Raw genomic sequence first — 25,565 nt, 5'->3', positions numbered from 1 at the left:
TTGCAATGCCCATCGACAGAGGCCCTACCCATGCATTCCGAACTGCCCGTACTGCCCCAGACCCGAGACTTCCTCGACCGCCCGCTGAAGATGCTGATCGGCGATGGCTGGCAGGACGCCGCCAGCGGCGCCACCCTGGACTTCCGCAACCCCGCCACGGGCGATGTGCTGGGCAGCGTGCCCTCCGCCGCCGCCGAGGATGTCGACCGCGCCGTACGTGCCGCGCGCCAGGCCTTCGACGACTCGCCCTGGAGCCGCATGCGCCCGCGCGAACGGCAGAACCTGCTGTGGCGCCTGGCCGACCTGATGGAGCGCGACGCCCAACAACTGGCCGAGCTGGAATGCCTGAACAACGGCAAGAGCGCCGCCGTCGCCCAGGTGATGGACGTGCAACTGGGCATCGACTTCCTGCGCTACATGGCCGGCTGGGCCACCAAGATCGAAGGCACCACGGTCGACCCGTCGCTGCCGCTGATGCCCGACGACCGCTTCCACGGCTTCATCCGGCGCGAGGCGGTGGGCGTGGTGGGCGCCATCGTCGCCTGGAACTTCCCCCTGCTGCTGGCCTGCTGGAAGCTCGGCCCGGCACTGGCCACCGGCTGCACCCTGGTGCTCAAGCCCGCCGACGAAACCCCGCTCACCGCCCTCAAGCTGGCCGAGCTGGTGCTGGAGGCGGGCTACCCGGCTGGGGTGTTCAATGTGGTGACCGGCACCGGCCTCAACGCCGGCGTCGCCCTCACCCGCCACCCGGGCGTGGACAAGCTGACCTTCACCGGCTCCACCGAGGTGGGCAAGCAGATCGGCAAGGCGGCGATGGACAACATGACCCGCGTGACCCTGGAACTGGGCGGCAAATCCCCCACCCTCGTCCTGCCCGACGCCAACCTGCAGGAGGCCGCCGCCGGCGCCGCCACGGCCATCTTCTTCAACCAGGGGCAGGTCTGCTGCGCCGGCTCGCGCCTCTACGTGCACCGCAAGCACTTCGACAACGTGGTCGCCGACATCGCCGGCATCGCCAACGCCATGAAGCTCGGCAACGGCCTCGACCCCAGCGTGCAGATGGGCCCGCTGATCTCCGCCAAGCAACAGGACCGCGTCACCGGCTACATCGACCTCGGCCGCGAACTGGGCGCCACCGTCGCCTGCGGCGGCGAAGGCTTCGGCCCGGGCTACTTCGTCAAACCCACCGTCCTCGTCGACGTCGACCAGAAGCACCGCCTGGTGCAGGAAGAAATCTTCGGCCCCGTGCTGGTCGCCATGCCCTTCGACGACCTCGACGAAGCCGTGCGCCTGGCCAACGACAACCCCTACGGCCTGGGCGCAAGCATCTGGTCCAACGACCTTTCCGCCGTGCACCGCATGATCCCGCGCATCAAGTCCGGCTCCGTCTGGGTCAACTGCCACAGCGCCCTCGACCCGGCGCTGCCGTTCGGGGGCTACAAGATGTCGGGGGTCGGCCGCGAGATGGGCGCGGCGGCGATCGAGCACTACACGGAGGTGAAGTCGGTGTTGATCAGGGTGTGAGGGGGAAGAGGCAGGAGCTTGCGACGAGCGCCTGCCTCAAGTTCGGATAGCGTCGTTGGCGATCGCCGCCATGCAGTCACGCGCCCACTCCGCAAAATCCGGATCAATGGCCTGCTCCGGATCGAAGTACCACTCATAAAACTCTCCGGGTTTTGCGGGAAACCGCTCGTAATCCCAGGCAGCATCATCCGAATACACGAAGCCCTCAGTCAGCTCTGCAAGTGCAGCCGCCAGGATCCCATAGGCGAAATTGATGATCGCAGGCTGCCCAGCCGATCGTCGAAAACTCCAGTAGACGCCACTGGCAAGGCACTGCCTCACATCATCCCGGAGCGCAATGGCCGGTGGATGCTCGGAAAGAACGTCCTCCCAGTACTCCAGATCGTCGCCTGATATCTGCTCACAGGTAACGTCGGTACCACCCAAGACTCCGTCGACGGAGAGCCAAAGATATTCCGCAGCCCCCATGTGACTGGAGACAGGGCATCCAAAGGAAGTCGCTCGTGAGTTCCAGATGCCCGTAACGTCGCAATCAGTTGTGGCCACGAGGAAATCCCACGAGCAGCCAGTTGTTGATGCAAGCGTTTGGTTCCCAGCTCCACTAGCTCCTGGAATGAGGGGACCTTGGAACTTCGTGGATACACCTCGAACGTTTTGGACAATCGAATTTCCTTTTGAGCTAAGCGAAAACAGACGGAAGCGAGACAGGCGCTATTCCACTAGGCAGACGTTCCTCAAGGGCGCGAATACGGTCTTCAAGCAAAACGTCCTTCAATGGAGGGCATCCCAATAGCGACGGAAGCTCTCGCGTACCGAACTCAGACTGTAAAGCATCAATGTGCAACCATTCGGGCAGTACTGGCCTGGGTGTATCCAGCCGCTTTCCTCGAGCTCTCTGGCTCCCTTGAGCTTGCAGCGCCGGGCAAACTCGATGATCTCCTCACGCGTGGTTTTACCCGGCAAAGCAACGAACTGGGGCTCCCCGCATGCCTGGCAATGAATATCGGAGCGATGGAATTCGATTTCCAGTTGCTCCAGCGCCTGCCCTAGCCCCTTGAACCCCCTCTGGCTGATCCGCAGATAGGTAGCCCGACCGAAGGCGGCCTCAACTTCAGAAGAGTTTTCAGCAAACCACGCCCCCAGCTCGGATGCAGGCCTGCGGCTCTCGGCGATGGCCAACATGACTTGCAGCAGCTCTGCTCGCATATGAAATCCCTGTCAATGAACGGCTTGAAGAGTGGATCTTTCCCGGAGTTGCAGAGTGATCAAAGCGCCGCACCACGTGGTTCTCCGCTCAGCAGGCCAAAGGTCTGTCGATCGCCCATCACGTCCAGCACGACTTCGTCGCCTTGCACGACGAAACCCCAGGGCGGCTCAACGAAACGCGACCACAGTTTCTTTCCACGACTGCTCCAGACAGAGAACTCCAGCTCAGCGCTCATAATTACCAGCTCTCCATGGCGCTGCCATTGCCAAAAGCCAACCTCAACTCGCTCACGCGCCAACCGCGTTATCGGCGTCAGCGAAAAGCACAGAATGGACGTGCCCGCCCCAACAAACACAACGCTGGTTTCAGGCACAACAAGCACACCTGGGTTAAAGCCGCTTGCAGGGCCTGGCGAGTAATACCCCTCTACCAGCAATAGCGATTCCGCACCCTCTTCCCTCACCGTTAAAGCTAGGTACTGGCTGTCATCCCCATCGCAATCGATCTTTTCGGTTACCACGGTGCCCATGCGAACCCCAGCGTCAGCCTGCTCAGGCAGGGTCGCAAGGCCAACTGAATAACGACCAATCGTTGAATACAGCATCAGGTACCTGTCCATCTACAAAGGCGAAACAGCGCTCATTGACAACAACACATGCCATCAACCGACTGGCTCGTCGCTCGCTGCGATGCTCAAGCGCAAGGCCAAGGCTCGCCGGGATGCTCGCGCTCCCAGTAGTAGAGGAAGAAGTCCGCCTTACCCCACGGAGAGTCGTGATAGACCCAGTTAACGTCGCTGACATAGTTCATCCGCCTTGGTACTGAATTCCTGCCGCCCTGAGCATGGAACCAGCCATTGATTGCATCTTTGACTTCAACCCACCTCAAATCCCGCATGCAATACAGCAGTACCCAACTGCAGTGCGTCGTGCTCGTCCCTAGTTCAATGAATAACTGCTTGAACAGGACAGTATGTTCAACATGCTCCTTCACCAGCTGCAGCAGCTTGAGGAGATCAGGCTCGAGCTCGGGCACATCGGCATCATTTTCATATAGGGCGGTGACACTGTCTGCATATCGCCAAAACAGAGCCTGGGCTTCTTCGGCCGTCATGATTGGGAACCCTTGGTAGTTGGAGCGGTGTTGCAGAGAGTAGCGCCATCTTGGCAATACCCATGTTTTGCTAACCCGCCCCTTGAACGCAACGGGCACGACTCCTGCCTCGTGCCTTTTACCGCCATCCTGTAACGACCCGTAGCCGATTTGAGCGCCCGGAAAAGACGTGAGCGAATGCGCCACGGAGCAGCCCATGAAGCACATCGCCAGCATGGATTTCCCGCTTTCAAGCTGATTGACTAGCGCGCTGACCGCCGGATGCGGTCAGCCCCCTGCGGCTGTCTACGACAAAGGATTGCTCGATGCGCAAATACCTTCTCCCCTTCATTCTGCTCGCCAGTTCCAACAACGCATTCGCCCTCTACGGTTATGACTACATCTGGGAAATCTGGTGCTGGGGCGGATGGGGTCCTCTGGTGGAGAACCCTGAAGCAGGTTGCAGGGGCGGTGAACATACGACTTCCGAAGGCCAGGTATTCATCTATCGCGGCTATCGGTTCGTCAGACCCGATGCGGTCGAATGCATCTTCACCTACATCACCCCTGAAGGCGTGAACCGGGGAGAAGGCCCTTGGCTACCTCTGGGGGTCTATCGGTTTGGCGACGGCTGTAGTGGCGGCACGATCTACGATCCCACCAAGCTCAAGTGCACCACTCCGGATGCGTCAGCCGGCTCCGTATGCCAGGACCAATCTGGAGCTACCGCCGGGAATCCGCTCATCAAGCAGATCGATGGAAGCTGCAAGAGCCTTTCGCGCTCGCCTAGCCAGAAAGGTTATGAAGCAGGTCCTTCGTGTGGTGCGACGGCAGGAAACCCAATCAACTTCGCCTCGGGAAACAAGATCCAGACCGAGCAGGACTTCACTTTCCAGGGGAACTCGCCTCTTGCCTTACGGCGGACCTACAACAGCATCGATGGCTTCTGGCGGCACAACTACTCGGCAAGCCTGAACGCAGGCACGGGTTTCGCGCTGATAACACTGCCTGACGGCAAGGAAATCTACTTCCAGGTATCTGGCGACCAGGCCCACGCCACCGGCGAAGGTGTAGGGGAGCTACGTAAAGTTGCGGGCGTCTGGGAATACACCGCTCCCGACAATCAACGCATGGGCTTCGATGGCCAGGGGCGCCTCAGCTATACCGTTCAGCCCTCGGGTGAAAAAACAACACTGAGCTATGGAACCAGCGCGATCACCTTGCAGGACGATGCAGGAAACAGCCTTGCACTGACCGAGGATGAACGGCATCAACCGACCCGGCTAGCAGGCAACTCGATTGAAATCCAGTACACGTACGATTATTTCAACCGCCTCGCGAAACTCACCAAGACGCTCGATGGCCAGGTGAGCGAACGCATCTATCACTACGATCCGAGCCCCGGTTCACGACTCCTCACCGGCATCACTGACGAACGCGGCATCCGCTACGCCACCTGGGCCTATGACGACCAAGGCCGTGCCATTTCCAGCGAGCACGCTGGCGGCGCCGAACGCACCCTGGTGAGCTACAACGCCGACGGTTCCTCCACCGTCACCAACGCCCTCGGCAAGCGCACCACCTACCGCTTCCAGACCATCCAGGGCATCCGCCGCATCACCGCCATCGAAGGCGAACCCTCGGCCAATTGCCCCAACAGCAACTCGTCGTACACCTACGACGAACGCGGGCTGATGAAGACTCGCACTGACAACAAGGGCAATGTCACCAGGTTCGATTACAACGAGCGTGGTCTTGAGGTGTCCCGCACCGAAGCCTTTGGCACTGCCCAAGCACGCACCGTCACCACCACCTGGCACCCGACCCTGTTTTTACCGGCCACCATCACAGAACCTGATCAAACCACTAACTACAGTTATGACGAACAAGGAAGGCTATTAGCGCAGACAAAAACCTCGCGTTAAGGTAATAGTATGCTCGATCAAAAAAATATAATTCTTATGGCGCTTATTTCAGTATCCAGCTCAGCCATGGCAGAGCCCACGCTTACCGACTGGATTATATATGGATGCAGCTATATCAATGTTGGCCAAACAGGAATAGCACATGGCTACTATTGGACTGAGGTTCGAAACCCACAGATGCGCGCACTGCTCAGCAAAGGCTGGAAAATTGAAAACAATTGCGTGAATCGACCTTGGGATGAACACGGCTGGTTTCCAGCTTTATTCTCTATACCAGTTTCGCAATCGAGCATGCCACAAAAACAGATTGGCACTCCTTCAACGCAATTGAGCTGCCCTTCAAGTCTCAAAGGAAATCCCATAAATTTTGCCATTGGGAACAAAACACAGAATGAGCAAGATCTGCGCCTGGCGGAATTAAGCCTGACTCGAACGTACAACAGCTATGACGGCGCTTGGAGCCACAGCTATTCTACCCGTCTCTGGATCACAGGCGCTCAGATCACCCTCATCCATGCATCAGGCAGGCAGTCTTTTTTCACGAACTATGACAACCGGATAAAGTCGGAGCCTGATGAGTTTGGGATACTGAAGGCAACTACTGAGGGATTCAGTTACTCGTCTAGTGATGGAGAGACTTATTTCTTCGACCAGCAAGGTCGCCTTACGAAGACCACACATCCTCAGAAAGAGACTCAGACGCTAAGTTATATCGGCTCAATGATTCAAGTGAGTGACGAAAGCGGGCATACCCTAAGCTTTGAGGAAAATACCGCTCACCAACTGCTTTCAGCCACAGACGGGGCTCATCAAATCAGCTACTCATATAATGGCAACAGACTCACTGCTGTAACGCAGCATCATGGCGATGTGATGCAACAGAGGCTCTACCATTACGAAAATTCTTCCAATCCGAATCTCCTCACCGGCATCACCGACGAACGCGGCATCCGCTACGCCACCTGGACCTATGACGACCAAGGCCGTGCCATCTCCAGCGAGCACGCCGGCGGTGCCGAGCGCACCCTGGTGAGCTACAACGCCGACGGCTCCTCCACCATCACCAACGCTCTCGGCAAGCGCACCACCTACCGCTTCCAGACCATCCAGGGCGTGCGTCGCATCACCGCCATCGAAGGCGAACCCTCGACAAACTGCCCCAACAGCAATTCCACCTTCACCTACGACGACCGGGGCCTGGTGAAGACCCGTACCGACAACAAAGGCAACATCACCACCTTCGACTACAACGAGCGTGGCCTTGAGGTATCCCGCACCGAAGCATTTGGCACGCCCCAAGCGCGTACCGTTACTACGGAGTGGCACCCGACCCTGTTTCTGCCGGTGATCATCACAGAACCTGACAGAACTACCAGTTACAGTTATGACGTTCAGGGAAGAATGATTGGACAAGCCACTACCCAGCGCTGAGCGCTGCCACGGTCAGATTCCAATATGCAAACAAGGATGATTTAAATTGCAGATTCGTATTTCATTTCAAGATAGCGCCCCGCTACCAGTTGCGGGCGCAGCCCCGGGACTGGCAGCAAAGTGCCATATGCGGTACCTCGTAACGTTCTTTATTTCCGCACTCCTTCTCGTTTCGGATTCCGAAGCTGCTGATTATTACTGGGAATATGCCAACCAAAGAGGCCCAGACCCCCTAGCCATCTGTAAGAGTGTTTTTAATGCCTCTTATAACTCTGGCTTTTATATTGACACCCCTATTGATATTGCCGGCCGCTTTGCTTACTGCAACTTTAATGAAGCTTATTGGGGTCCTCCCGGCATGAATCGCAGTATCCCTATCTTTCTTGTTGGCGATGCATGCTCCCAATATACAAAGATGGATGTCAATACTGGCATTTGTAGTCCCGACCCACAGAACTGCCCGCCCGGTACTGTTTCCGCAAGTGGCGGAACTATCTGCACTGAGTCTCCTATACTGGATGCCAAAAAAGGCTTACCACTCAATGACTTAACCTGCGCAATACCAAGTGACCGCAAAGGAAACCCAATAAATATTTCGATTGGGAACAAAGTTCAGACTGTGGTAGACACCCCTGCCGTGAATGGCTCGAACATTAGTTTGGCAAGAGTCTATAACAGTACCGACGGAGTTTGGCGACACAGCTATTCAACACACCTTGAGAAAAACACAAGCATTCTAACCCTTGTGCGCGCAGATGGCCGTGAAACCAAATTTCAACTACAGGATGGTGTAAATAGCTACGGCATAGCTGCGAGCGGAATACTCACCCGCCAAGGGGAAGAGTGGTCTTTTCAAGAGCCTAACGGCACCCAATTCAGCTTCAACTCAGCACTCCGGCTTTCAAAAATCACCGAGAAAAATGGTCAATGGCAAACTTTGACGTATCTCGATGCGCTCATAACCATCAAGGACTCTCTCGGCAACACGGCCACTCTCCGACAGGATGCTGAATATCAGCCCAAGCAATTTGTAATGGGAGAAACGTCCGTCAGCTACACATACAACTCAATCAGAAGGTTGACTGCTGTTACCACCACCCGAGGCGCGGCTGTTTCCAGCCAGACCTATCAATACGAAGACGCCAACCCCAATCTCCTCACCGGCATCACCGACGAACGTGGCATCCGCTACGCCACCTGGACCTACGACGACCAGGGCCGTGCCATCTCCAGCGAGCATGCCGGCGGTGCCGAACGTACCCTGGTGAGCTACAACGCCGACGGCTCCTCCACCGTCACCAATGCCCTCGGCAAGCGCACCACCTACCGCTTCCAGACCATCCAGGGCATACGGCGCATCACCGCCATCGAAGGCGAGCCCTCGGCCAACTGCCCCAACAGCAATTCCACCTTCACCTACGACGACCGTGGCCTGGTGAAGACCCGTACCGACAACAAGGGCAACGTCACTACCTTCGACTACAACGACCGTGGCCTCGAAGTCTCCCGCACCGAAGCCTTCGGCACGCACCAGGCGCGCACCATCACCACCACCTGGCACCCGACCCTGTTCCTGCCGGCCAGCGTGACCGAGCCCGATCGCATCACCACCTACAGCTACGACGACCAAGGACGACCACTCAGCCAGAGCGTAAGCCAGCGCTGATCAACACATGGACTTTGTAATGAACGCTTTACTTCAAAATCTGCTTTCTCCGCTGCGCATAGAAGGAGGCAGGCTTAGCATCAATGCAAAAGCAAAACGCCAGCCGCTAGCGCTGCTCGCTTACTTGGGAATGCTTTATTCGCTTCCATCAATTGCCGAGCCCTATCACTGGGAAGTCAACGCTTATCCAAATGGTTGGCAGGGCGTTAACTATCCATCAGCCGAAGCCACATGCGATATCGACGGTTTCACCTCAAGTACCGAAAGACTCGTTTATCGTGGACTCAAATTTACAGCCTCTGATACAGCCGAATGCGTCTATGATTACTATCTTTATGGCGAATACAGAGGCCAGACCAACGTCAATGCCAGCACGCACCGATTTGGCGACAATTGCGGAGCCAATACTTCCTACAATCCAAAAACAGGAGCTTGCGATAGCATCCCGGCTGACCTGGGAAAACGTTGCGATGGCGAAGCCTCGCTTGACGATCCTAAAATTCGCCAACTCGATGCATCTTGCAAACCTCTATCCCAATCCACTGCACAGCGGGGCATCCCTACCTCACAGTCCTGCCCTGTAAGTGGTGATCCTATTAACTTTTCGGTGGGGAACAGTTTCCAAACGGAAACTGACTACAGCAACGGCAAAGAACTTGAGTTGCGCCGCTTCTACAACAGCATCGACGGTGCTTGGCGACATAACTATTCAGACAACTTGAGGCTTGGTGAGAATTTCGTCACCGTAGAAGCACATGACGGCAGCGAGATAAATTTCAACATTCAAGGAAGTTCAATATCGTCTGCGTCACCAAGGTCAGGCCGGCTGGAAAAAACTCCGGACTACTGGATCTACACTTCGCCTGACCGCCGAAAACTTACCTTCGACCGCAGGGGCAAGCTAATCCGTGTTGATCAGCCATCCGGCACTTATCAGGTCATTCAAGACTACGGCACCCTTCTTCGTATCAACAGCAGCACGGGCGCATCGCTTTCCCTGTATGAAGACGGCCTGCACCAGCCACAAACGTTGACCGTTGGTGGTCTATCCATCACGTACACCTATACCAATCTGCAGCGGCTTGAATCGGTTACCCGCGCGTACGCCCCCTCTGGGAAAACCGAGAAACGCTCTTATCTGTATGACGGAGACTCGAGACGCCTGACCGGCATCATCGATGAACGCGGCATCAGATCCGTAACCTGGACATACGACGCTAAAGGTCGAGCCACATCCAGTGCATTTACAAACGGAATTGGGAAAGTGGCCATTCGCTACAACACCGATGGAACTACAACCGTCACGAATGAACTCGGCAAGGAAACAACCTTTCATTTTGAGTTGATCAACGGCACCAAGCACATATCCCGCATAGAAGGAGAGCCCACTGCCAACTGCCCGGAAAGCAACGCTTCCTATACCTATGACCAACGTGGGCTGATGGCCAGCAAAACCAATGCGAAAGGGTTCACCACTCAATACGCCTATAACGATCAAGGCCTTGAAATCAGCCGTACTGAAGCCTTTGGAACCCCAATCGCACGCACCACAACCATTGATTGGGACACTTCCCGACTATTGCCTCTCCGCAAGGTCACCCCTGATCAAACCATTACCTATACGTACGACACCCAAGGAAGGCTCTTGAGCCAGCAGACAACCGCGAACCAATAAGCAACTGGCAGCCAATAGACAGTGAAAAGGACTTGCCCATGAAACCCCTGCACCACCGCTTGAGCGTCCTCACGCTCGCCCTGGCCGGCACCCTTGCCGCTGCCAGCCTCCAGGCCGCGCCGCGCAACTGGAGCTACACCTACACCGCCAGCGGCCAGATCGAAACCGCCGACGGCCCGCGTACCGATGTCCAGGACGTCACCCGCTACGCCTACGACGCCCAGGGCCACCTCACCAGCGTCACCAACGCCCTCGGTCACATCACCCAGCTGTCCAGCTTCGACAGCTACGGCACCCCGCAAACCGTCATCGACCCCAACGGCGTCACCACCGCCCTCACCTACACCCCGCAGGGCTGGCTCGCCTCGGTCAGCGTCGGCGGCGGCACTACCGCCTTCGAGCACGACGCCATCGGCCAGATCACCAAGGTCACCCGGGGCGATGGCAGCTGGCTCGCCTACACCTGGGACGATGCCCGGCGCCTGACCAGGATCACCAACAACCTCGGCGAGCAGGTCGAGTTCGACCTCGACGCCATGGGCAACCGCACCGCCCAGCGCATCAAGGACGCCTCCAACAACCTCACCCAGCAGCAACAGTGGGTGTACGACGAGCTCGGCCGCCTGCTGCGCTCGGTCGGCGCCGGTGGCCAGACCCACAGCCAGCAGTACGACCTCAACGACAACCCCACCACCGACACCAACCCGCGTCAGTTCAGCCACACAAAGGCCTATGACGCCCTCGATCGCCTGGTCTCCAGCACCGATCCGCTGAGCAAGGTCACCCGCCTCGGCTACGACGCCCAGGACAACCTCACCCAGGTCGTCGACCCACGCGGCGTCACCACCCGCTACGAATACGACGGCCTCGGCAACCTCACCCAACTCATCAGCCCCGACACCGGCACCACCACCTACGCGCACGACGCCGCCGGCAACGTCATCCGCAAGACCGATGCCCGCGGCATCGTCACCACCTACAGCTACGACGCCCTCGACCGCCTCACCGGCCGCCAGTACCCCGCCACCCCCGCGCTCAACGTCCAGTACCACTACGACATGACCGCCAACGGCAACAAAGGGGTGGGCCGCCTCACTGCGGTGCAGGACGCCAGCGGCGTGCTCGGCTACAAGTACGACGAGCGCGGCAACCTCATCGAGCAGCTGCGCTCCGTGTCCGTACTGGGAAGTGATCAATACGACACCCTCGGCTACGCCTACGACGCCGCCAACAACCTTATCCGCATCGACTACCCGGCCGGCTTCAGCATCCACTACAGCCGCAATGCCGCCGGCCAGGTCAGCCAGGTCGGTTTCGCGGTGGGCAGCGCAACCCCCACCAGCCTCGCCAGCAACATCGGCTACGCCCCCTTCGGGCCGCTCAAGAGCCTCACCTGGAACAACGGCATCATCCTCAGCCGCACCTATGACCAGGACTACCAGCTCACCGCCCAGCAGGTCGGCAACTGGCAGAGCACCTACAGCCACGACGCCAACGGCAACATCACCGCGCACGCCCACAGCCTGTTCGGCAGCCTCGACTACCAGTACGATGCCCTCGACCGCCTGACCGAGGAAAAGGCCGCCGCCAGCCGCAAGGCCTACGCCTACGACGCCACCGGCAACCGCAGTTCGCGCACCACCTACGCCACCAACAACGGCACCGAAGCGCAGACCGCCAAGCAGACCCTGCACTACGCCCCCGACAGCAACCGCCTCAGCCAGCGCAGCACCAGCTTCGCCGTCGAAGCCGACGCCGCCGGCAACTACACCCGCTACAGCCAGAGCCGCCGCTACACCTACGACGACCAGGGCCGCCTCAACGCCGTCACCGATGACGCCGGTACCCCCATCGCCAGCTACGCCTACAACGCCCTCGGCCAGCGCGTGCTCAAAGACGTGCTGCAAGGCACCGCCCACACGCCCTACACCTACCTCTACGGCCCCGACGGCCAGGTGCTCGGCCAGGTGCGCTACACCAGCAGCGGCAAGAAGAGCAAAGCCAGCTACTACGTCTGGCTCGACAGCCTGCCCATCGCCCAGATCGACCTGAACTACGACGCCGCCGGCACCACCATCGCCAGTACCACCCTCACCTACCTGCACAGCGACCACCTCGACACCCCGCGCTTGGCCACCAACCAGGGCGGCAACCTGGTGTGGAGCTGGCAAAGCGATGCCTTTGGTGTGGGGCAGCCCAACACCTATGGCGGCAATATCGATGTGATCCTGCGCTTCCCGGGCCAAGTCGCCGATGCGCACAGTGCGCTTTACTACAACTACTTCCGCGATTATGACCCCGAGACGGGGCGCTACGTCGAGAGCGACCCGATTGGGCTCAAAGGCGGGGTGAATACCTACGGGTATGTAGAAGGAAACCCACTTAAATACGTTGACCCGAAAGGACAAAGCGTACTTACGGCACCCGCAGCAGAAATGGGAGCCGCAGCTGGCACAGCTGTATGCCCTGGCGTAGGAACCGTTGTGGGCGGTGTCATTGGTGCAGGCATCGGAGCAGGGCTGAGCTGGTATCTTGGTGACAAGCTTTTCAATGAGTCATCAGACACCGACAGTTCAGCGCCAAATGAAAAAGATCTCACCAAGGTTAAGGAGCGGGACGGAAATAAAGCAGCACAGGATGCCGGCTACGATGATGCTCACGATGCGAAGAAGGGACGCGGAGAAGGTGGCGTTGACATCTATCGTGATAAGACCACAGGAAAAACTTGGCTATGGAACGGTGTTCCAGGGGCAGACAAGGAGCCACTATGAGCGCGACACCTAATAAGGTTAAAACAGTAGCTTTATGCTTGCGTGGATTTGAGCTGACGCCTGAACAAGTAGAGTCTGCAATAGGAAGGAAAGCCTCTGAAACTGGTACTCGTGGTGAACCAGTTAAGCCCGGGGTAAAAAGTCTATTGAAGCGCTCATTTGTTAGATTTTCAGTGCAGTTCCCTGATGGCTGCCGAATTGATGAGCTGATTCCAGCACTTTGGACTCATCTTGGTGGCATTGAGCGAATTCGAGAAGCCAGAGATACCATTAAGCCTGAGTTTCTAGAAATAGACTTAGTGCTTCCCGTTAAGAGCTCTGATGAGCAAGAAGGTGGTTTCATACCCCCTTCAACCATTGCCGAGCTTAGCCTTTTGGGAGCGTCTTTATCTTTCCAGTTTCTTTAGATTTATAGATACAGCTCTCACCTGACACCGGCCTCGTGCCGGTGTCTTTTTATGCAGCTTCAGATCTGTCTTCTTCAGTTGCTTAGCGAGCCTTTCCAGAGCATCGCTAGCCGTATCAATTTTCTCAGCAGGCCGTTCAGACCTTTTCGGTTCAGGGTGTCAGGTTAGGCCAGCAGGGTGTTCAAGTTGGTGCAGCCCCTACAGTCTCTGTAGGTGGCGCAGGCGCCAGACTGCCAGCCACTGGCATGGGAGCTTATGTAGGAAGCGGAAACTCCTCGACAGTCGATGTATCCGTAGGATGGAAATAGAGCTCTCAACAAATGAATAAATCACTATATATTTGTACATCAGCAGGCATCTCTCTCTTGTGTTTCTTGTTATGGAAACTCACAAATGAGAAAGATGCAGAACCCATTGCATTGGTAGTGTTCCTTTCGCTTTTAGCGGCGAAATTTTTCTCCCCCAATCGGAATTTAATCCTAGGTTTAACCAGCATAAAATCCTATGACTGGATAACTGCAATAGGTTTCTCTGGAACACTTGCATACATCGCAAGCAACGAATCGCTCAAAACAGCTCTGATGCTTTTTGGGGTGCTATTTATTTTCGCCATTTCATGCGTAATTCGGATCAGGAGGTAATCAATAAACTCTGATCAGTGCAGTTTAAGAGGCAAGATGCATTGAAGGGCTTCATGAGAAGGGATGGCCACGCGTAGCCCGGCGAATAGATACTGACTATCTCCCCTTGCCCTCCCGCCCCCTCCTCCCTATCCTGCCCCGGCCACGGTAAATCCCCTGGCCGGGTTTGACAGCCCGAAACACTGGTGGCTTTCCCTCTTAACACTGGAGCTCCACCATGCATGAATTACAGTTCCGACTCGCTATCTACGACCCCGCTCGTCTCCTTGTGACATCCACAAAGGAGGCCTCGGCATGAATAGCGCCCCTCTGATCGATTACAAGGAGCAACGCATCCAGCAGTTGGTCGACCACCTCGACACGCGACTGCACACCACCCAGGTGATGGCGGAGTTGCTTCTGGATTTCGCGGCCTTGCGCGACGGCGCCGACTACTCCTACCTCAGCCGGTACCGGGAAGGGGCCTTGATGGACGCGATGGTCCATCTGTCGCGCAACAACTATGAAGACTTCTGCAAACTGGCAGAGTTGGCGCAGTTGCCGGGTAAATAGCCGGGGCCCTGATCTATTCCCTATGAAGGGATCGCCAGGGGCAACGATGTTGCCCCTGGCAAATAACCGCTCCCAACAAACCCGGCCGCCGACCACCGGCCACCCCTCCTCCACGGATTCAGGCCTCTCTCACAGAATTCCCTGCCTGCCTCCCTCGATAATTGCCGCCTCAACACCCCATCCCCCACCCATCCGCTGCCACCGGCAGCCGCTGAACCAGCCCGACAGGACGCACCATGGCCAACGCCCCGAGCCCCGCTCTCGCCGCAATCGATTACGACCGCATCCAGGCCCTGCTGAACTCGGAGTACGTGGAAGAGCACTTCCACGCGTACATCGAAGGCAATGACAACGACGAGTGGGTGACCCTCGAACTTGACGATGGCGAGGAGACGGAGGCGTTCGTCGTGTTCGACCAGCACCGCATCCGCGTCGCGGTGGAGAATTTCGACAGCCCGGCCGCCAGGAACGGGCACAGCGACCACCGCCACTACATCTTCAAGCTGGTGGACCACGAGACCCGCGAATACGAGGTGCGCTACCAGCCCGTCGAGGTGGATGCAGAGGGCGAGGACACGCTCGATACCTTCCCCATCGCCGAGCAGAGCGCGGCGATCCAGGAAAGCGCCGTGAAGCACTTCGAGGCGCTGGAGGCCTACATCGCCGCCAAGGACGAGCAGCTGGCCAACATCAAGGCCAGCCTGCCCCCGGCGATGATCCTCAACGTGCTGGGCAACATGGAGTCCTTCGATGCGCTGAAGTCGGAGTTCGAGGAAATGGCCGCCGCAGCCTTCGTCGACACCTATCGCCTGGACCCGGAGTTCAGCGAACTGGTGAACGACGACCGCATGCTCCGCTCCTACTCGGCCTGCATGGACCGCACCGAGCCCTCGATGACCGACCAGGACTGGGAAAACATCGAGAACCACACCGCCTCCGCCTACTTCATCGTGCGCAACATCTTCTCCGAGCGGACGCGCATCTCGGTCTCGATGGTGACGGCCCGCTGCCTGGGCAACCTGATCGACAAGGGCATGATCACCGCCGCCAAGATCGAGACGGCGGGCCTCGCCCATGGCCTCGTGCGCTGGCGCGAGCTGATCACCCAGATGACCGACGCGGTGGAGCAGCGCGACCAGAAGTCCATGCTGCTGGCCCTGTACAAGATGTTCGTGCGCAAGCCCATCAGCGACGACGACAAGCTCTACACCTGCGGCATGCAGAACCTGGGGCTGCCGGACTTCGTGATCGCCTTCGGCGAGGACGCGGAGCCATCGGAGCAGGAGCAGATCGACTCGGTCGCGCGCTTCGAGAAGGCCTTCCTGGCGACCTTCGGCCTGGAGGAAGCCAGCGAGCCGCTCACGCCTTACAAGAAGCGCCCCGACTTCGGCTACAAGCTCGGCGACCTGCGCCACAACCCCTTCGGCTACACCCTGATCGGCTGAGTCGGCGCCTTCGGCCATGCAACGAGCCCGCTCCGTGGAGCGGGCTTTTTTTCGGCTGCCAGCGCCTCCACTCCGGTGCTCGCCGGATCGGCCTTCCAACCCGGCCGATACCCCACCCAGCCCCTGAAGGTGAAGCCGACGTAGAACAGCTCGACGCCCTCGAAACCGGCCTGGTGCAGCAGCAGCTCCCCGCCCTTCCTCCGGCAGGAGATGCAGGGTGAGCAGGCAGGTGGCGCCGTCGAAGGGCGCAAGCGAAGTCGACTCGATATGACCCTCGTGCAGGTCCACGCGCGCCTCGAGCTCGCCCAGGGTCTGGCGGGCCAGGGCGAGCATTTCCGCCGACGGGTCCACCCCGACGAAGCGCCAGCCGGGCTGCGCCTCGGCGAACACTTTCAGTTCCAGCCCGCCACCGGCGCCGAGCACCAGCACCCGGCCCTGCGCAGGCACCCGCTCGGCCAGCAGAATGGTCGCCATCCGCTGCAAGGCATGGAACCCGGGTACCTGGCGGACAGGCCCCTCCGCGTAGCGGGCGACGGCCTGCGGGTCGGAAAAAGGGTGCATAGGAGCCTCCGCCATCAGTGACTGTCGAAGATCAACGACTGGTGCGCGGCGGCTCCCGCCAGGGTCCCGTCGCCCACCGCCAGGGGCACCGAGCCGCCCATCCGCGCTGCGTCGCCACAGGCGTAGACGCCCTTCACGCTGGTCGCCTTCATGGTGTCGGTGCGGATGATCCGCCCGTAGAAGCCCTCGTCGAACTCGCAGCCCAGCATCTGCGGCAGCGCGCTGGCGACATCGATGCGGGTGGGCACGAACAGGCCATCCAGGCTGATCACCCGCCCGTCACGCAGCACCACATCCAGCTCACCATCAATGCGTTGCACAGGCTCGCGCTCCAGTGTCACGCCGCGCGCGGCGAGCGTGGCCAGTTGCTCCGGGTCGGGCTCGAAAGCCTCGTTGAGGAACAGCGTCGTGCGGCCCCAATCCGGCAGCAGCAGCGCCAGGTGCATGGACATGGCAGACGTGGCGATGACGCCGATCCACCCCTGCTGCAACTCGTAGCCGTGGCAGTACGGACAATGGAACACCCGGTTGCCCCAACGCTCGGCCAGGCCGGGAATCTCGGGCAGCTGATCCACCACCCCGCCAGCGAAGATGATCCGCCGCGCCTCGCGAGGCTCCGCGCCTTCGATCTCGATACGGAAGCCCAGCTCCGTCAGCGCAGCGGCGACGGCCTTGCCGGTCAGCCACTCGACCGTTTCGTAGGCCATCACCTGCCCGCGTGCCTGGCTGGCGATGGCGCCGGGCGCATTGCCGTCCTGGGTCAGGAAGCCATGGGAATGCGCGGCGAAGCGGTTGCGCCGCAGCCCCTCGTCCACCACCAGGACTCGCCGGCGCGCCCGCGCCAAGGGCATGGCCGCCGACAGGCCCGCATAGCTGCCGCCGATGATGATCACGTCGTACTGCATCGCTGCCACTCCTCTTCTGCTCGCCCGGAGCCAACTCAGTCGGCCGGCCGAAAGTCATGAAACTTTTAGAGCTACATGATAGAGCGAGGATTTTTTATCACGCAACTTATAAAGTGGCGTCACTCATTCCACCTGACGCAAGGCGCAACAGAGGTAACTCGATGAGAAAGGACAGCAGGCTCTCCCGCATGCTCCACGTGCTGCTGCACATGGCCCGCCACGACCAGCCCTTCACCTCGGAGCAGATCGCCCGGATGCTGGACACCAACCCAGTGGTCGTCCGCCGCACCATGGCCGGCCTGCGACAGGCCGGCTACGTAAGCTCCGAGAAAGGCCACGGCGGTGGCTGGACGCTGGCCGGGGATCTCGAAACCATCACCCTGCTGGACATCCACAACGCCGTCGGTGGCCCGAGGATCTTCGCCATCGGCATCGAGAACGAAACCCCGGAATGCGCCGTCGAGCGCGTGGTCAACGCCGCCCTGGAAGACGCCCTGAACCAGGCCGAGGCCCTGCTCATAGACCGCCTCGGCGCCATCACCCTGGCGGAGCTGGCCCGCGACTTCGATGTGCTGTGCAAGGCAAGTGGCTGGGGGATCGAAGGGCGGCATGAGGAGTAATTCCGCGCCGTCCCTGTAGGGGCGACTTCAGTCGCCCTTCGCGAGCAGAGCTCGCTTCTACGTCCATGCTCCTGTGTGGGAGCGAATTCATTCGCGAGTTGCCCGGCACCGAGGTCTCATAGTTGAAATCGCCCCAGCCCGGGCAGCCCGCAAGAACGATCAAATCCCCCCTTTGCTCCCCTGCTAACGTCGCCCCCTCTTCAACAAGTGGCTGCCGGAGTCCGGGTACGCCTTCGCCGACGCCCCGGAGTTCGAGCGATACAGCGCCGATTTCGAGCCGATGGAGGGGACGGGGTTCGTGGAGGTGTGGGTACCGGTGGTGCGTCGCGGACAAATCCCGTAGGTCGGGTGCAACCCGACGCCCTGAGTACAGGAACATCGCGGGTTTCACCCGCCCTACGCGGGCCTTTCGGCCCTACCCCACCCGCAACCAGATCACCGAGGCATCGTCGCTGGCCTTGAAGCGCGGATAGCGCAGGCAGGCGGCGTCTTCGAGTTCGATGCGGCGCAGCTCGGCGGCCAGGGGCAGCAGGCCGCTTTCGAGCACGCGGGCCACCAGGGTGGCGGCGTCGTAGTGGCGGTAGGTGTCGAACAGCGCGGCGAAGCCATCGGTCATCAGCAGCAGGTCGTCGCCCCTGGCCAGCGGCGCGCGGGCGTAGTGCATGCCCGCCTTCGCCTGCTCGGCGTCGACGCTCAGCACCGCCTTCGGGCGTTCGCGGGCGGCGCGGCGGTCGGCCAGCACGTGGGCGCTGCGCACGTTGTCGGCACCGGTGCCCGGGCCCAGGGCCGCGGCTTCGGCCTGTTCGGTGTCGCGGTTCGGCTCGGGGGTGAGGAAGGCGACGCCGCTGGCGCTGCGGTGGATGACGACGCAGTCGCCGAGATGGCCGCAGGCGAGGCTTTCGCCCTCGATGGCCACGGCGGCGAGCGAGGCGCGGGGCAACTCCCAGTGGGCGACCGGCTCGCGCTGGCGGTCACGCGCATAGTCCGTGGCGACGCGGTCGAACACCCCGTTGCACAGTTCCGCCAGCGGGCCCGAGGCACCGGCGAATGCGCGATGCGCCGAGCCGGCCAGCCAGGCCGCGCCACCGCGCTCGCCCATGAGCCCCGGTTCGCCGAGGTCGGTGGCGCCGTCGATGACCCAGGCATGCTGCTCGGCGCTGCCGATGCGGTCGTCGTTCGGAACCGAGTTCTTGCCCGCGAGGCTGAGGGTCTGGATCAGGTCGAAATGCATGGAGGTCCCTTCAATGGCCAGGCTGAATCAACGTCGCATTCTAGCCTTCGGTCATTCCGAACAGGGCAGGAAACGGACGAATCAGGGCCTATACCCCTGGGCCAGGAGCCAGCCCTGGAGCTTGCGCCGCGCCTCGGGCGCCTGCTCCGCCAGGGCCTCTGAGAGCCGGCCGCCATGCAGCGCCCGGACGATGGGCGCGAGTGCGATGCCGTCCAGGTGCCAGATGCCCAGGGGCTGGTCGGCGGTGACGACCACCTCGCGCTCCTCGATCAAATCGCCCTGGATGACGGGTCCACGCTCGACCCGCAGCTGGCCCACATCGGCTGGCACGTGCAGCGGCTCGGCATCCGGCCAGGCACTGCGTTCACGCCAGAACGGCTGCTTAGCCCAGCGCCGCTCCAGGGCGTAGAAATCACGACCGGTGCGGGCGAAGCGCAGGAACAGTTGCTCCACCCGCTGCTGATGGAAGCGCTGCGCCAACCCGCCGCGCTCGGGCCGTTGCAGCAGGGTGTTGATCACCGCCGGCGCCTGCAACGCGGAGGACAGGGACTGGAAGATGCCATTGCCCGAAAGCGGGTCCACCGCCATGGCGGCATCGCCCACGCGCAGCCAGTCCACGCCACTGGCCTCGTTGAAGAGAATCGCGGTGCTGCTGCGGGCATGCAGGTTGGCCGGCTGCAACGCGACCTCGCCGAACAGTTCGCACACCAGGGCGGACTCACTGCGACGCTGCGCGCACCAGGCCGGCAGGCGCTCCTTGGGCGGCAGGTCGCGGGCGTTGAGGGTGATCTGCCAGTAGCAGCGCCCGTCCTCCCGCCGTGCCATCCAGGCCCAGCCGTCGGCCAGGCTTTCCAGCGCCGAGCCCGGCTGGCCCGGTGCTTCGCGCCAGGTATTGAGCAGGCTGAGGGTTTCCGGCCCACGCAGGCGCCCCCCCGCCAGCGGTGCCTGGCGACCCCGGGCTTCCACCAGGAAGTCCGCACGCAGCGGCTCCCCGCCGTCGAGATGCACGAGGTGCCCCCGCTCCAGCGCCTCGACCCGCAGCACCCGCGCTTCCTGCACCGCGATGCCGGCAGCGGCCAGGTCCTCGCGCAGCGCTGCATCGAAGCGCGGGCGATCCAGCAGGCATTCGCGGTTGATCGATTGGCTGCCGGCGCCCCAGGCAACCCGCCGAGCGGACGGCGCATCGGCACAGGCCAGTGCACGGGTGAGCCCGGCATGACGCAGGCCTTCGAGCACCCGTTGCGACACGCCCTCCAGCGCTGCGAAACGCCGCCACTCGCTGACCACACGCACCGGGTAGCCCAGCCGTTTCAGCCCCAGGGCGACCGCAGCGCCCGCCGGGCCGGCGCCGAGCACGACGACCTCAGCCATGGCGGCGCTCCGGCCCGGTGAAGGCCGCGCCTTCGTGCAGCCAGCGCAGCACCGCTTCGCGGCCGGCACCGGGGTGCTCGCGCAGGTGGGCCGCGATGATTCCGCTCATTGCAGCGCAGGCCATGCTGGCTCCGGCCACGCCATTGGCGGCACTGACATGGGCGCCGAAATCGGCCTGGGGGCTGCCCAGCCAGGACCACTGTCCTGGCGCGCAGCGGGCATCGCCGGTGATGCGGATCACCCCCGGGTAGCCGGCCGGGTACACCGGCGCGCCCTGGGCGGGGCTGGAGGCGCAGAGCAGCACACCGGCGCTCTGCACCAGCGCGCAGGCCTCGCGCAGCACGGGGCGGTCATTACGCAGGCCGAGGCTCATGTTGATCAACGCCACGCCCTGCTCCGCCAGCCAGTACAGGGCGGCGGCGACCTGCAACGGGCTGGTCTGCCAACGCTCGCCGAAGACCTGCGCCATGCAGGTGCGCACCGGCGCGCTGGGCGGGCAGATGGCATCCAGCACCAGGGGGCCGTGGCCGAGGGCATCGGGCTGCGCCTCGCCTTCCTGCAGCTCGCCGCCCTCCAGCCAGAAGCGTCGGGCCAGTGTCACCCGCTCGGCCTGCTCGAGGGCGAAGCCGCTGTCGATGATGCCGATGGCCAGCTCAGTGCCCATGGCTCACCGGCTCCAGGCGCTGCAGGCGGCCCTGCTCCATGCGGAACGCGAGATCGGCTTCGGCCAGGGTGGAGGCACGGTGGCTGATGAGGATGCGCGTGCGCCCGGCGAAGAGCTGGTCGATGGCGGCGATCACCTCGCGCTCGGTGGCTTCGTCCACCGCCGAGGTGGCTTCGTCCAGCACCAGGATCAGCGGGTCCTGCAACAGCGCGCGGGCGATGGCGATGCGCTGCCTCTGCCCCCCGGAAAGCTGCTGGCCACGCTCGCCCAGGGGGTTGTCCAGCCCCAGGGGCAGGGACGCGATCAGGCCATCGAGGCGGGCCAGCCGCGCCACCTGTTCGATGGCCTCGCGGCTGGCATCGGGGGCGGCGTAGGCGAGGTTCTCCGCCAGGGTGCCGCGGAACAGCACGATGTCCTGGCTGACCACGGCGATGCGCCGGCGCAGGGCGAGCAGGTCCAGTTCGCGCAGGTCGGCGCCGTCCAGCAGGATGCGGCCCCGGTCCGGGTCGTAGAAGCGTTGCAGCAGGTCGATCAGGGTGGACTTGCCGACGCCCGACGCCCCGCTGATGGCGACCTTGAGGCCGGCGGGAATGCTCGCGTCCACGCCATCGAGTAGCAGGCCGGCGCGCTGCTCGTGGGCGAAGTGCACGCCCTCCAGGCGCAGCGCGCCACGGCCTTCCGGCATCGGCTGCGGCGCATCGCTCTGGCGCACCGTGACCGGCTCCTGCTGCAGCTCCATCACCCGGCCGAGGCTGACGGTCATCCGCTGCAGCGCGACATAGAGCCCCAGCAGGCTCTGCACCGGCCCCACGGCCATGCCCAGGTAGGTGGAGAAGGCGATCAGCGCGCCCAGCTGCCAGGTGCCCTGGATCACCCAGTAGCCGCCGATGAGGAAGGCGCAGGCGCGCGACAGCGAGGTGAGCGTGCCGGGCACCGCGTGGGTGAAGAACTCGGTGACCTGCACCCGCAGCAGTTGGCGCATGTAGCCCTGCCCCAAGCCTTCCAGGCGCCGCGCTTCGCGCTGCTGGGCACCGGCGGCCTGGATGAATTTCATCGCCGGCAGGGTTTCCACCAGGAAGGACGACACATCCGCCGAACGCTCGCGCAGGCTGCGCACCTCGCGCTCCACCTTGCGCCGCATCCAGCGCAGCCAGAGCACCTCGATGGGGATCAGCAGCGCCAGCAGCAGCGACAGCTGCCAGGACAGCATCAGCATCAGCGCCACCGCGCCGACCAGGCCGATGACGCTGGAGACGGCGGAGAACAGCGAGTCCACGGCGAAGCGCTGGATTTCCGCCACGTCGCCATCGAGCCGGGAAAGGATGTCGCCCAGGCGCTTGCGCCCGAAGAAGGCCGGCGACAGGCGCTGCAGGTGGCGGTAGAGGTCGTCACGCAGGGCGAAGAGGATGCGCCCCGAGAGCCGTGTGTGCAGGTAGCGGTTGATGCCCGACAGCGCCGTGCCGAGCAGCCCGACCAGGATCATCGCCAGGGCCACCTGCACCAGGGTGCCGAAGTCCCGGGCCAGCAGGCCGTCGTCGATCAGCGTCTTGGTCAGCCAGGGCTGCGCCAGCACCAGGAGGCTGGCGCAGAGGGACAGCCCCAGCAGCGCGGCGATGGCCCGCCCGTGGGGGCGGACGAAGCCGTAGAGCCAGGCCAGGGCGCGACGCAGCAGGTCGGGGTCGCTGGCGTCGACGAGTTTGAGCAGGAGGCGGGTCATGAGGCACAGAAACACTGTAGGGGCGAATTCATTCGCCCAGCAGGCCGGAGGACTGCCAACGGGGCAACTGCGTTGCCCTTGGCGAATGAATTCGCCCCTACAAGAACAATATGCTCCTGCATGGAACTCATCCCCTGAGCTGCTTCAGCTTGCGATACAGGGTCGCGCGGCTGATGCCCAGGGCGTCGGCGGCGGCCGAGACATTGCCCTGGTGGCGCTCCAGGGCGCTGCGGATCAGCTCCAGCTCGTTCTCGCGGATGCTGCCGGGCTGGCGACGGCTGCTGGTCAGCTCGTCCAGCAGGCTGTCGGTGAGGTGGTCCAGGCCCAGCGTCCGTTCGCCGGGCTCGCGCATGGCCAGGGCCGAGCGCAGCACCATCTCCAGCTGGCGGATGTTGCCCGGCCAGTCGTAGCCGCCGAGCAGTTCGGCCAGGTCCTTGTCCAGGCTCATGCCGGGTTCGCCGAGGCGCGCCAGCACCTCGGCGATGAGGGTGGCCAGGTCATCGCGCTCACGCAGCGACGGCAGGCGCAGGCTCACGCCATTGACGCGGTAGTAGAGGTCTTCGCGGAACTGCCCGCCCTGCACCAGGCGCTGCAGGTCGCGGTGGGTGGCGCAAATCACGGCGATGTCCAGCTCCTGCTCCTCGCCCGCGCCGAGCGGTGCGACGCGGCGTTCCTGCAGCACGCGCAGCAGGCGCGCCTGCAGGGCCAGGGGCATGTCGCCGATCTCGTCGAGGAACAGCGTGCCGCCCTGGGCCTGCATCACCCGGCCGACCATGCCGCCCTTGCGCGAGCCGGTGAAGGCGCCCTCTCGGTAGCCGAAGAGTTCGGATTCGATCAGCCCTTCGGGGATCGCCGCGCAGTTCACCGCGACGAAAGGCTTGCCCGCGCGCGCACTGGCCTGGTGCAAGGCGCGGGCGACCACTTCCTTGCCGGTGCCGGTTTCGCCCAGCAGCAGCACCGGCAGCTCGCCGGCCAGCCCCTGGCGGGCCATGCGCAAGGCCCGGGCCAGGCGCGCGTTGCCGCCGGCCAGGGCTTCCAGCTCCGGTGCGGGCGCGGCGGTCGGCCTGGCCGGTGCCACCGGGGCGACACCGATGTGCCGGGGCAGGTGCAGGGCACGGAAGAAGAACTCGCCGCGCGGGGTCTGCACGCTGCTCACCCCGCCCTGCAGCAGGCGTGCGAGGAAGCCCGAGGCGCGGGCGCCGAGCAGCTCCTCGCAGCGGTGCCCCAGCAGCGCCTGGCGCTCCACCCGCAGCAGGTTGCAGGCCTGGTCGTTGGCGGCCAGCAGCTCGCCGTCCAGGCTCAGGGCCAGCAGGCCGTGCCAGGCGGAGCCGAGGTACTGCGGGCGTGAATGGAAGGCCAGCACCAGCTGCTGCGGATAGGTCAGGCCGAACAGGCGGCTCTCGATATTGCCGGCCGCCAGCAGCAGCGTGGCGAAGCTGTCGCGGGGCTCGGCGAAGTGGCCTTCGCGGGTCAGGTCGATGACGCCGACCACGCGGCCATGGGGGTCTTTCAGCGGCACCGAGGTGCAGGCGAAACGGCTGAGGCGGTCCAGGTAGTGCTCGCCGCTGTTGATCAGGGTCGGCCGGCCCTCGACCACGGCGGTGCCCAGGGCGTTGGTGCCGCGCAGGGATTCGCTCCAGCAGCTGCCCGGGCGCAGGTCGCGCAGGCCGGCGAGCTGCAGGGCGTCGGTCTGCCCTTCGATGGCCAGGACGTTGGCCTGGGCGTCACCGAGTATCACCAGGCCGCCCTGCCCCTGCTGACGCACCAGGTATTCGAGTTCGGGGGTGGCGGCGTCGATCAGCAGGCGATTGCCCGCCAGCAGGAGGTCGAGGTCGCGCATCTGCTCGATGCCCGCGTCGTCGCCTTCGAGGCAGTCGAGCCCGTGGCCGAGGCTGCGCCGCCAGGAGGCGTCGATCTCCTCGCGCAGCACGCCGCCGGGCAGTTCGCCCTCGCTCTGCAGGCGCAGTCGGGCGAGCCGGGATTGCCGCAGGACATCGTCGTTTCTTGTTATTCGCATGTCATCCGTACTCCAGCGCCCTCCTCGCCCGGCACCTGTATGGGAGCCCGGCGGCAGGGTCGCCCAGAATGTCTACACCCGCCTTCCGGCGCCGTAAAGAGTCGTGTCGTCCGTGGGCATGGCGAGCAATCTTCGCGCCAGAA

Annotated in this window: 20 protein-coding genes and 2 pseudogenes; 11 read left to right on the top strand and 11 right to left on the bottom strand. The window is 62.3% G+C overall.

The window, feature by feature from the left end:
- Positions 1 to 30: 30 nt before the first annotated feature.
- A complete protein-coding gene (locus tag PHLH3_RS11900) occupies positions 31 to 1,524 on the top strand; it encodes an aldehyde dehydrogenase family protein (RefSeq protein WP_213629388.1) in 1,494 nt (497 codons plus the stop codon).
- A 36-nt stretch (positions 1,525 to 1,560) separates the two neighbouring features.
- Here the strand turns inward: PHLH3_RS11900 and PHLH3_RS11895 are convergent, their stop codons facing one another.
- The 4 genes from PHLH3_RS11895 to PHLH3_RS11880 form a co-directional block, all read right to left on the bottom strand.
- Entirely contained in the window at positions 1,561 to 1,950 is a 390-nt protein-coding gene (locus PHLH3_RS11895; protein ID WP_213629387.1) for a hypothetical protein, read from the bottom strand.
- Between the two features lie 345 nt (positions 1,951 to 2,295).
- A complete protein-coding gene (locus tag PHLH3_RS11890) occupies positions 2,296 to 2,730 on the bottom strand; it encodes a hypothetical protein (RefSeq protein ID WP_213629384.1) in 435 nt (144 codons plus the stop codon).
- A 59-nt stretch (positions 2,731 to 2,789) separates the two neighbouring features.
- Entirely contained in the window at positions 2,790 to 3,335 is a 546-nt protein-coding gene (locus PHLH3_RS11885; RefSeq protein ID WP_213629382.1) for a hypothetical protein, read from the bottom strand.
- Positions 3,336 to 3,424: 89 nt separating this feature from the next.
- Complete coding sequence (locus PHLH3_RS11880) at positions 3,425 to 4,060, bottom strand: hypothetical protein (protein ID WP_213629380.1); 636 nt, start codon at positions 4,058 to 4,060, stop codon at positions 3,425 to 3,427.
- An 89-nt stretch (positions 4,061 to 4,149) separates the two neighbouring features.
- Between PHLH3_RS11880 and PHLH3_RS11875 the strand changes: the two genes are divergently transcribed.
- From PHLH3_RS11875 to PHLH3_RS11840, 8 genes are all read left to right on the top strand, one after another.
- Entirely contained in the window at positions 4,150 to 5,748 is a 1,599-nt protein-coding gene (locus PHLH3_RS11875) for a DUF6531 domain-containing protein (RefSeq protein WP_213629379.1), read from the top strand.
- A gap of 9 nt (positions 5,749 to 5,757) precedes the next feature.
- The gene (locus PHLH3_RS11870) at positions 5,758 to 7,179 is read left to right on the top strand and encodes a DUF6531 domain-containing protein (protein WP_244863021.1); all 1,422 of its coding nucleotides are present in this window, start codon (positions 5,758 to 5,760) and stop codon (positions 7,177 to 7,179) included.
- Between the two features lie 1,078 nt (positions 7,180 to 8,257).
- Positions 8,258 to 8,845: an RHS repeat protein gene (locus tag PHLH3_RS11865; protein WP_213629377.1), complete on the top strand. Its 588-nt coding sequence runs from the start codon at positions 8,258 to 8,260 to the stop codon at positions 8,843 to 8,845.
- 19 nt (positions 8,846 to 8,864) lie between these two features.
- Positions 8,865 to 10,520: a DUF6531 domain-containing protein gene (locus tag PHLH3_RS11860; RefSeq protein ID WP_213629375.1), complete on the top strand. Its 1,656-nt coding sequence runs from the start codon at positions 8,865 to 8,867 to the stop codon at positions 10,518 to 10,520.
- A gap of 38 nt (positions 10,521 to 10,558) precedes the next feature.
- A complete protein-coding gene (locus PHLH3_RS11855) occupies positions 10,559 to 13,291 on the top strand; it encodes an RHS repeat-associated core domain-containing protein (protein WP_213629373.1) in 2,733 nt (910 codons plus the stop codon).
- Complete coding sequence (locus PHLH3_RS11850) at positions 13,288 to 13,698, top strand: hypothetical protein (RefSeq protein WP_213629371.1); 411 nt, start codon at positions 13,288 to 13,290, stop codon at positions 13,696 to 13,698. Before PHLH3_RS11855 ends, PHLH3_RS11850 begins: the two co-directional genes overlap by 4 nt.
- Before the next feature lie 935 nt (positions 13,699 to 14,633).
- Positions 14,634 to 14,891 carry a hypothetical protein gene (locus PHLH3_RS11845; protein ID WP_173180033.1) on the top strand — a complete coding sequence of 86 codons (258 nt, stop codon included), beginning with the start codon at positions 14,634 to 14,636 and terminating at the stop codon, positions 14,889 to 14,891.
- A gap of 236 nt (positions 14,892 to 15,127) precedes the next feature.
- Positions 15,128 to 16,336: a hypothetical protein gene (locus tag PHLH3_RS11840; RefSeq protein ID WP_213629370.1), complete on the top strand. Its 1,209-nt coding sequence runs from the start codon at positions 15,128 to 15,130 to the stop codon at positions 16,334 to 16,336.
- Positions 16,337 to 16,437: 101 nt separating this feature from the next.
- On the opposite strand, the pseudogene PHLH3_RS11835 reads toward PHLH3_RS11840, so the two are convergent.
- Together PHLH3_RS11835 and PHLH3_RS11830 are read right to left on the bottom strand one after the other, a co-directional pair.
- Positions 16,438 to 16,897: pseudogene (locus tag PHLH3_RS11835) on the bottom strand (class I SAM-dependent methyltransferase); the annotation flags it as partial.
- 14 nt (positions 16,898 to 16,911) lie between these two features.
- The gene (locus tag PHLH3_RS11830) at positions 16,912 to 17,802 is read right to left on the bottom strand and encodes an NAD(P)/FAD-dependent oxidoreductase (protein ID WP_213629364.1); all 891 of its coding nucleotides are present in this window, start codon (positions 17,800 to 17,802) and stop codon (positions 16,912 to 16,914) included.
- Positions 17,803 to 17,963: 161 nt separating this feature from the next.
- Between PHLH3_RS11830 and PHLH3_RS11825 the strand changes: the two genes are divergently transcribed.
- Both PHLH3_RS11825 and PHLH3_RS30655 read left to right on the top strand, forming a co-directional pair.
- Positions 17,964 to 18,422 (top strand): Rrf2 family transcriptional regulator, encoded by a 459-nt coding sequence (locus tag PHLH3_RS11825; protein ID WP_213629363.1) that lies wholly within the window; start codon positions 17,964 to 17,966, stop codon positions 18,420 to 18,422.
- A 208-nt stretch (positions 18,423 to 18,630) separates the two neighbouring features.
- Positions 18,631 to 18,765, top strand: a pseudogene (locus PHLH3_RS30655) (AraC family transcriptional regulator); the annotation flags it as partial.
- A gap of 72 nt (positions 18,766 to 18,837) precedes the next feature.
- Here PHLH3_RS30655 and PHLH3_RS11815 read toward each other — a convergent pair.
- The 5 genes from PHLH3_RS11815 to PHLH3_RS11795 form a co-directional block, all read right to left on the bottom strand.
- On the bottom strand, positions 18,838 to 19,653 hold the full coding sequence (locus tag PHLH3_RS11815) for a protein phosphatase 2C domain-containing protein (protein ID WP_111264197.1): 816 nt from the start codon (positions 19,651 to 19,653) through the stop codon (positions 18,838 to 18,840).
- Positions 19,654 to 19,734: 81 nt separating this feature from the next.
- Positions 19,735 to 21,024 (bottom strand): FAD-dependent monooxygenase, encoded by a 1,290-nt coding sequence (locus tag PHLH3_RS11810; RefSeq protein ID WP_213629361.1) that lies wholly within the window; start codon positions 21,022 to 21,024, stop codon positions 19,735 to 19,737.
- Positions 21,017 to 21,688, bottom strand: a complete 672-nt coding sequence (locus PHLH3_RS11805) for a peptidase S8 and S53 subtilisin kexin sedolisin (protein ID WP_213629359.1) — start codon at positions 21,686 to 21,688, stop codon at positions 21,017 to 21,019. The genes PHLH3_RS11810 and PHLH3_RS11805 overlap by 8 nt, the downstream gene beginning before the upstream one ends.
- Positions 21,678 to 23,405, bottom strand: a complete 1,728-nt coding sequence (locus PHLH3_RS11800; RefSeq protein ID WP_213629357.1) for an ABC transporter ATP-binding protein — start codon at positions 23,403 to 23,405, stop codon at positions 21,678 to 21,680. Before PHLH3_RS11800 ends, PHLH3_RS11805 begins: the two co-directional genes overlap by 11 nt.
- Positions 23,406 to 23,532: 127 nt before the next feature.
- Positions 23,533 to 25,422: a sigma-54-dependent Fis family transcriptional regulator gene (locus PHLH3_RS11795; RefSeq protein WP_213629355.1), complete on the bottom strand. Its 1,890-nt coding sequence runs from the start codon at positions 25,420 to 25,422 to the stop codon at positions 23,533 to 23,535.
- Positions 25,423 to 25,565: the final 143 nt, after the last annotated feature.

It is taken from the genome of Pseudomonas sp. Pc102 (assembly GCF_018408275.1).
GTDB lineage: Bacteria > Pseudomonadota > Gammaproteobacteria > Pseudomonadales > Pseudomonadaceae > Metapseudomonas > Metapseudomonas tohonis.
This window is presented reverse-complemented; position numbering and strand designations above follow the sequence as displayed.